This window comes from Bacillota bacterium (assembly GCA_036504675.1).
Taxonomy (GTDB): Bacteria; Bacillota; Sulfobacillia; order JAJYWN01; family JAJZPE01; genus DASXUT01.
In genome coordinates this window covers 1-7,668 of the sequence record DASXUT010000022.1, presented here as the reverse complement: position 1 = coordinate 7,668, position 7,668 = coordinate 1, and the positions used below count along the sequence as shown (strand labels likewise).

The 7,668-nt window shown below is 68.3% G+C and carries 7 protein-coding genes; 3 read left to right on the top strand and 4 right to left on the bottom strand.

Going from position 1 to position 7,668, the window contains the following annotated elements; genetic code table 11:
* Positions 1-1,704: YcdB/YcdC domain-containing protein (locus VGL40_01780; protein ID HEY3314000.1), on the top strand; the 1,704-nt coding region annotated here is incomplete at its 5' end.
* Between the two features lie 123 nt (positions 1,705-1,827).
* On the opposite strand, the gene VGL40_01775 is transcribed toward VGL40_01780, so the two are convergent.
* Both VGL40_01775 and VGL40_01770 read right to left on the bottom strand, forming a co-directional pair.
* Entirely contained in the window at positions 1,828-2,361 is a 534-nt protein-coding gene (locus VGL40_01775; protein HEY3313999.1) for a metallophosphoesterase family protein, read from the bottom strand.
* On the bottom strand, positions 2,358-3,224 hold the full coding sequence (locus VGL40_01770) for an AraC family transcriptional regulator (GenBank protein HEY3313998.1): 867 nt from the start codon (positions 3,222-3,224) through the stop codon (positions 2,358-2,360). Before VGL40_01770 ends, VGL40_01775 begins: the two co-directional genes overlap by 4 nt.
* Positions 3,225-3,507: 283 nt before the next feature.
* On the opposite strand from VGL40_01770, the gene VGL40_01765 reads away from it, so the two are divergent.
* Both VGL40_01765 and VGL40_01760 read left to right on the top strand, forming a co-directional pair.
* Positions 3,508-4,935: an NADH:flavin oxidoreductase gene (locus tag VGL40_01765; GenBank protein HEY3313997.1), complete on the top strand. Its 1,428-nt coding sequence runs from the start codon at positions 3,508-3,510 to the stop codon at positions 4,933-4,935.
* Between the two features lie 82 nt (positions 4,936-5,017).
* A complete protein-coding gene (locus VGL40_01760; protein HEY3313996.1) occupies positions 5,018-5,992 on the top strand; it encodes a dihydrodipicolinate synthase family protein in 975 nt (324 codons plus the stop codon).
* A gap of 202 nt (positions 5,993-6,194) precedes the next feature.
* Here VGL40_01760 and VGL40_01755 read toward each other — a convergent pair whose 3' ends face one another.
* Both VGL40_01755 and VGL40_01750 read right to left on the bottom strand, forming a co-directional pair.
* A complete protein-coding gene (locus tag VGL40_01755) occupies positions 6,195-7,091 on the bottom strand; it encodes a pseudouridine-5'-phosphate glycosidase (GenBank protein ID HEY3313995.1) in 897 nt (298 codons plus the stop codon).
* A 47-nt stretch (positions 7,092-7,138) separates the two neighbouring features.
* Positions 7,139-7,582, bottom strand: coding sequence for a PfkB family carbohydrate kinase (locus VGL40_01750; protein HEY3313994.1), 444 nt, complete (start codon positions 7,580-7,582; stop codon positions 7,139-7,141).
* Positions 7,583-7,668 lie beyond the last annotated feature (86 nt).

Sequence of the window (7,668 nt, the reverse complement as noted above, 5' to 3'; positions counted from 1 at the left end):
CGCGGCGGCATCCCGGTGGCCAGCGACGGCGCCACCGTCGGGGTCAACGCCGGCGACGGGACGGTCATGAACTACTACCTCAACTGGAGCAAGGCGACCTTCCCCGAGGCCAAGGGGATCATCACCGCGGAAAAGGCCCAGGCGGCCTTCGACCAGGCGGGCCTGCTCGAACTGCAGTACTTCAGGCCCGGGGGGATCCGCCCGCTGACCTCCGCTGAGAAGCAGCCGGTCATTCTGGTCTACCGGATGGACGACCCCTCGCAGGGGGTCATCGACGCCTTCACCGGTGAGCCGATCAGGCTTCAGAGCGACGAATGGCTGGCCGGTGGTGGCGGCGGCGGCGACGGCCCGGGGATGAGCCGGGGCGAGGCCAAGCACCTAGACTCGGGCGCCCCTCAGCCGCTCAGCCCCGAGGAGCAGAAGGAAGTCGAACAGGCCGCCAAGTTGATCAGCCGTGACGAGGCCGTGGCCGCGGCGAAGAAGATCATCGACGTCCCGGACGGCCTAACCCTCTATGGCGCCAACCTCGCCGCCTATTACTGGCAAGATCCGAACATCCGCATCTGGAGTCTCAGCTGGCGTTCCGAGAAGGACTCCGAAGGCGTCCAGGTCTACATGTCGGCCTCAGTCAACGCCGCCACCGGCGAACTGACGAGCTTTGATACCAACTCCCCGAGCGACTCCGCCAAGTCCGGTCAGATCGACCGCGACGCGGCCCGGGTCCTGGCCGATGAGTTCCTCAAGAAGGCCCAGGCCGGCAAGGTCGACCAGGTCAAGCTGAATGACCGTGACCGCTCCGGCGTCTATATCCCGGCGGGCCTCAAGGACGGCGAGAACCCGTCCCAGCAGTACTTCAACTTCCGGCGGATGGTCAACGGCATCCCCTTCCCGTCAAACGGGATGACGGTCACCGTCGACGCGGTCAACAGGAAAGTCATCCGCTACAACCTGAACTGGCAGGAGATCGAGTTCCCGAAGCCCGACGGAGTCCTGGCCGGGTCGGCGGCCGCCGCGGCCTTCTTCGCCAAGCGTCCGATGACCCTGTCCTACGCGCTGGTCTATGGTCGGTACGGCACGTCCTCCGACGGCCGCCTGGTCTACCAGCCCACCGTGGCCGCGGGCACCCAGTCCTACGACATCATCGGCGCCCGGACCGGTGACCCCCTGGACTACCAGGGCAAGCCCATCTCCCAACTGCCCCAAGGCCGCCGATTCAACGACGTCAAGGGCAACTTCGCCGAGTACGAGATAGCCCTCCTGGGGCGGGCCGGGCTGTTCGGCGAGTACGGCGATTCCTTCCGGCCGTCCGAGAAGGTCACCGTCATCTCCCTCCTGAGGGCGATGATCTATGCCAAGGATGGACTCTGGCGGAACTCGATGACCGATGACGAAGTGATCAAGGCGGCCAAGGATCGCAACTGGCTCAAGGAAGACGCGGCCGCGAAGGACGACGTGACCCGCGAGCTGGCGGCCAAGTTATTGGCTCGTTACCTGGGCCTCGATCAGGCCGCCCGGATCGAAGGCATCTACGCCGTCCCCTACTCCGACGCCCGCTCACTGGGGCGCGGCACACTCGGCTACGTCGCCCTGACCTGGGGCCTGGGGATCATCACCGGCGACGGGAAGACCTTCAACGCCAACCAGCCGGTCACCCGGGCCGAGGCCGCGGCTTCGCTGGTGAGGACCCTCAAAGTCACGCCGTGAATCCGGCCCGGGCGCCCCAGGCCTGATGGCCGACGTTCCGACCCGCGAGTGAAGACCCCCGAGCCCGCTCGGGGGTCTTTCGCTTGTGGATGGGAGATTGGCGGGGAGCCGCCGTTCGGCGGCCTAGCCGGCCAGGGACCGGTGGACCAGCCGACCGGCGACTCTGGGCTCGGCCGACCCGTGGACGGTCAGCAGCCCGACCGTCGGTTCCCCGGCCCAACGCGGGTCGGTGGCCGACCCGGGGTTGAAGAGGAGGACCCCGTCGACGACCTCATTCATCGGCTGGTGGCTGTGGCCGAAGACGACGGCCGCCACGCCCTCCTCGCGGAAGGCCGCCAGGGCCCGCTCGGGGGTGGATGACCCCGGCCCATCGTGCCCGTGGGTGAGCCCGATGCGGACCCCGCCGACCTCCACCACTCTCCTGGACGGCAGGGCCAAAGCGGCCGGCCCCATCGCGTCGACGTTGCCGGCCACGGCCTCGACCGGGGCCAACTCGGCCAGGTCGTCGAGGACCCCGAGGGTGGTCAGGTCGCCGGCATGGAGGATCAGGTCGACGCCCTCGAAGGCCTCCCTGACCCAGCCCGGGAGGGCTTTCGCCCGGCGCGGGATGTGCGTGTCGGAGATCACCCCGACGCGGACCGACTTGTTCTGGTTCAAGGGAGGCCCCCCTCCTGCCGGAAACGTCTCGGCGTCAGGCCGGTGTGCTTCTTGAAGACGCGGTAGAAGTGCGATAGGTTGTCGTACCCGACCTCGAAACAGACGGCCATGATCTCCTTGTCGGTGGCCGTCAGCAACCTCTTGGCTTCCCTCACCCGAAGCTCGGTCAGGTATTGGATGAGGGTCCGGCCGGTCAGGCGCTTGAACCGCTCGCCGAGCCGGCGTGGGCTCAGCCGGGCCACCCTGGCCATGGCCTCCACCCTGAGGGGCTCGTAGTAGTGTTCTTCGAGGTAGCGCTTGACGTCATGGACCGGGCGGTCGTCCGCCGCCAGGTCACCAAGGACGACTCGCCCGTCCTCGGGGATGGTCGCCCGGTGCAGCTGAAGCAGGATGGACAGGAGTTCAGCCCGGATGGCGATGGGATAACCGGGCCGGAGGGCGGTCTGCTCGTAGAGGATCCGGCGCAGCCTTTCCTTGACCGCCACCATTGACGGTTGCCCGGGGCCGATCATCGGGGGGCGCCGGGAGAAGGTCGTCAGGAGTTGCCGGTTCTCGGGGTGATGGCCGAGGGCGTCGGCGCTGAAGGCCAGCACGAACAGGAAGATCGGATCGTCGGGTTGGTCGATGAGGACGTGAGGCTGCTCCGCCGGGACGAAAACGACCGAATCGGCGCCGACGGGGTAGTCGCGGCCGCCGAGGCGGGCCAGGCCATGTCCACCCAGCAGGTAGAAGACTTGATATAGATGATGGTAGTGCTCGGCCATCCGGAAATCGGGGGCGTGCCGCTTCTCCTGGAGCAAGATGCCGTATGGCGGCAGCCAGAACTGATCATAGGTCGCCGTCTGGTTGTCTTTCGCGGCCACTCCTGATCCCCCTCGCCCGCCCGGACCGTTGGTCCGAGCGCCTCAATGGGCTCCTGGCCTCAATGGGCTCCTCCGTAACCTTTGGTGCTTCGACCCCGGCCGCGGAAAGCCTGCCCGGGCGGCTGTCCCGAGCCAACCGGAAAGGTCAAACAATCCGCGCTTTAGGTCAAGACTAGGCAGGCGAGCTTCGCTTATGCTGATGGTTGGGGCGGCCTGACGTGGCGACCGTCCCGACCTTCTCGTGCCGGCCCGACCGGCCGCATGAGGCGAAGGAGTTGAGTCGATGCCTAACGCCAATCGCTTCGCTTACCATAGCCTGGACGATCTCAGGAAGGACATGGTCGAGCGCGGACTGGAGATCGGTTTTGAGAACGACCTATCGCTCCTGGCCGAACCGCTGAAGGTCGGTGAGGCGACGGTCCCCAACCGCCTGGCCGTTCTGCCCATGGAGGGCTGCGACGGGACGGCCGACGGCCGCCCGGGGGACCTCACCCGGCGGCGCTATGTCCGTTTCGCCCAGGGCGGCTCCGGTCTCCTCTGGTTCGAAGCGGTCGCCGTCGTCTGGGAGGGTCGGGCCAACCCGCGTCAACTCTGGATCACCAAAGAAAACCGGGGTGACTACGCGCGCCTGCGGGAGGAGGCGGTCGCCGCCGCCCGCGACACGATGGGGCTGAACCACGAGCCGTTCACCGTCATCCAGCTGGTCCACTCGGGACGCTACAGCCGTCCCGTCGACCGGCCGCGGCCCGTCATCTCCCACCACTGCCCATATCTCGACCCGGTCTCCCAGCTGAGCTCGGACTACCCGGTCATCACCGACCAAGGACTCGAGGCCCTCGAGGACGCCTACGTCGAGGCGGCCCGGCTGGCCCAAGCCGCGGGATTCTCCGCCGTCGACCTCAAGGCCGGCCACCGCTATCTGGGCTCGGAACTGCTGGCCGGCTTCACCCGGCCGGGCCGGTACGGCGGCTCCTTCGAGAATCGGGCCCGTTTCCTCCTGAACACCGTCCGCAAGGTCCGCGACCGGGTCAAGGGGCTGACCGTGGTCGCCCGGATCGGCGTTTACGACGGCCTCCCCTGGCCGTGGGGCTGGGGGGCGGCCAAACCGGAGGGGGCGCCGGACGAGACCCTGACCCCGGCCGACCTGCACCGCCTGCCCGATCTGCCCGGCCCCTCGACCCCGCCCGGCCCCACCGCCGCCCCTGACCTCGCCGAACCCATCCGCCTCATCCGCCGGCTCCGGGACGAAGGGGTCCAGCTGATCAACGTGTCCATGGGCAACCCCTATTTCGCCCCGCACGTGACCCGGGCCTTCGACCAGAACACGGTGGGCGGTTACCTGCCCGAGGAACATCCGGCGGTGAGCGTCAACCGGCACTTCACCTTCACCCGCGAAGTCCAGCGGGCCGTGCCGGGCATTCCGGTGGTCGGCTCCGGCTACAGCTGGCTCAGGCAGTACGTCGGGCAGGCCGCGGCCTACAACCTCAAGCACGGTTGGGCGTCGATGGCCGGCCTGGGTCGTCAAGCCTTCGCCTATCCAGAATATGCCCGGGACCTCCTCGAGAAGGGCCATCTCGACGGCAAGCGCTCCTGCGTCACCTGCAGCCAGTGTACCCAGATCATGCGCGACGGCGGGATGACCGGCTGCGCGACCCATGACAAGGCCCTCTACCGGCCAATCTACCTGGCCGGCCGAGCGGCCCACAAGTAGTCTGCTCCGGCCACTTCCGCCCCCTTCCTCCAAGCCTGTCTAGCTCGCTGTCTTCACTTTTCTTATGAGGAGTGGTTGATTAGTGGCCAGTCAGAAGAAACCGAACCTCGCCGGCATCATTCCAGCGATCGTCCTGCCGATGACCAAGGACTATAAGGCCGACGTGCCGACCCTCAAGGGCTACGTCGATTGGATCGTCCCCCAGGGGATCAGGGCCCTGGCCGTCGATACCGATGCCGGCGAAGGCCCGCACCTGGGCAACGACGAGAAGCTGCAGATCCTCGACGTGGTCGTCAGGCAGGTCAACGGGCGGGTTCCGGTGGTCTGCGGGGTCGGCGCCCCCCATACCGCGGCCGCGGTGGAGTTCGCCAAGGCGGCCCGGGATTTCGGGGCCGACGCTTTCCTCTGCTTCCCCATCACCGCCTTCCGCGGAGCGACCGGCCAGGACCCGGTCATCCTGGCCTATCACGAGGCCCTGGCGAAGGTCGGTGTGCCGATGATCATCTTCACCCTCCAGCCGGACCTCGGCGGGGTCGACTACCCCAAGGAGACCCTGGTCGAGCTGGTCAAGATCGATCAGGTCTGGGCCATCAAGGAGGCCACCTTCGACGCCCTCAAGTACGTCGAGACCGTCTCGCTCCTCAACGCTCAGAAGAAGCACATCACCATTTTGACGGGCAATGACAACTTCATCTATGAATCCTTCGTCCTCGGCGGCGAGGGCGCCCTGATCGGCTTCGGGGCCATCGCCACCCAGCTGCAGGTGGACATGCTCGACGCCTGCAAGGCCAAGGACTTCGCCGAGGCTTCGAGGTTGAACGACCTCCTGATGCCCCTGGTCCGGGCCTGCTTCGCCAAGCCGGTCCGGGACTACCGGGCGAGGATCAAGGAGGGCCTCGTCATGCAGGGCGTCCTGGAAAATGCCGTGGTCCGGCCCCCCCTCTTCCCGGTCGGCGACGACGCCCGGGCCGAAGTCCGGGCCGCCCTGGTCCATGCCGGATTGCTGGATGAGAAGGCGAAGACTCGGCGGACCGGGGCCAGGATCAAGCGGCCCTGATCCCCGGGCTGCGGAGAGACCCGGCCGCTCCCCCCCGGCCGGGTCTGGCCCCGACGGGCGAGACCAAGGTCCCCTGGCCCGGCCGGTGGACGAGCGGCGGCCGAGATGAGGATCCTGACTGGTTCAAGGCGGCCCGCACAGGGGCCGCCTTCATCTTTCCTTCCGTTCTTTTCCTCCGTTCAGAAGCGAGGCCCTGGGAGGCTCACTTGCCTGCCCAGGCCCGGGCGACCGCCGCCGCCAGCCTGGCGTTGTTCAGGACGAGGGCGACATTGGTCTTCAGGGCGGCTCCCTTGGTCAGGTCGTTGAGCCGGGCGAGGAGGAACGGGGTCAGGTCGGGCCCACGGACTCCTTCCACGGCGGCGTGCGTCAGGGCGTGCCGGACCGCTTGTTCGACGACCGCGCGGTCGATGGCCGCCGCTTCAGGGACCGGGTTGGCGATCACGATCCCGCCCTCCAACCCGAGCTCCCACTTGACCCGCATGATCTCGGCGACCTCCTGGGGCGTGTCGGCGCGGTAGTCCACCTGAAGCCCGCTGGACGGGCTGTGGAAGGCCGGGAATTCGCCGGTTCGATAGCCGATGACCGGCACGCCCAGGGTCTCCAGGTATTCGAGGGTCAGCGGCAGGTCGAGGATCGACTTGGCCCCCGCGCAGACCACGGCCACGCTGGTCCGCCCAAGCTCGGCCAGGTCGGCCGAGATGTCGAAGGTCTGGGGCGCGCCGCGGTGGACGCCGCCGATGCCACCGGTGGCGAAGACACGGATGCCCGCGGCCGCCGCCACGGCCATCGTCGCCGAAACCGTCGTCCCCCCGGACAGGCCGCGGGCCACGGCGATCGGCAGGTCGCGCCGGCTGATCTTGATCACCGAGCCACGCCCGGCCGCAGCCAGCCCGACCAGTTCGCCGGGGTCGAGACCGACCCGGACATCGCCGTCGACGACGGCGATGGTCGCCGGGACCGCCCCCAGCCGGGTGATCTCGGCCTCGGCGGCCATGGCCGTGTCGATGTTCTCCGGGTGGGGCAGGCCATGGGTGATGATGGTCGACTCGAGGGCCACCACCGGTCGCCCTTCCCTGAGCGCCGCGGCCACCGCCGGCATCACCTTGAGGGCCCTGGTGGCCAGGGCAAAGTTGTTCGGTAGACGCTTCACTCGACGATGCCTCCCACGTCATATAGGGATAGGCCGTTGGACATCCGGCGGTCGGTCCTCGCCCCGAGCCTCATGATGGTCCCTGAGGCCCAGGTATTGGCCAATTTGCCGGCATCCGCCGGGGTCAGGCCGCGGAGCATGCATAGGACGAAGGCCGCGTCGAAGGAATCCCCCGCCCCGGTTGTGTCCAGGGCCTTCAAGGGCTTGTTGGGGGCAATGGTCGCCGGGCCCGGAAGGTCCGGCCCGGCCACGCAACATCCGTCCCTGCCCAGCTTGACGGCGACCGTCCGGGCGCACGACAGGAGCGCCCGGCAGGCCGAGACCGGGTCGTCCCGGCCGAGGTCCCGCCCACCGATTGGCCCGGGCCAGCTCCAGGGCACGCATCGGCCCGGGCTACGGGGCACCTCGCTCCCGGGCCCGAGCGCCTTCCTCCTGGGCATTCACTCCGCCCCCTGGCCGTCCTGCGTCAGGTACCTCTCGGCCAGCCTCCAGTACCGCTCGGCGTGCTCCCTCCGCTCGATGACCT

Excerpts from the sequence above, each read along its gene's own strand:
- VGL40_01755 (HEY3313995.1), bottom strand. The coding sequence starts at position 7,091 with ATGCCGGCGGTGGCCGCGGCGCTCAGGGAAGGGCGACCGGTGGTGGCC.
- VGL40_01765 (HEY3313997.1), top strand. The coding sequence starts at position 3,508 with ATGCCTAACGCCAATCGCTTCGCTTACCATAGCCTGGACGATCTCAGG.
- VGL40_01750 (HEY3313994.1), bottom strand. The coding sequence starts at position 7,582 with ATGCCCAGGAGGAAGGCGCTCGGGCCCGGGAGCGAGGTGCCCCGTAGC.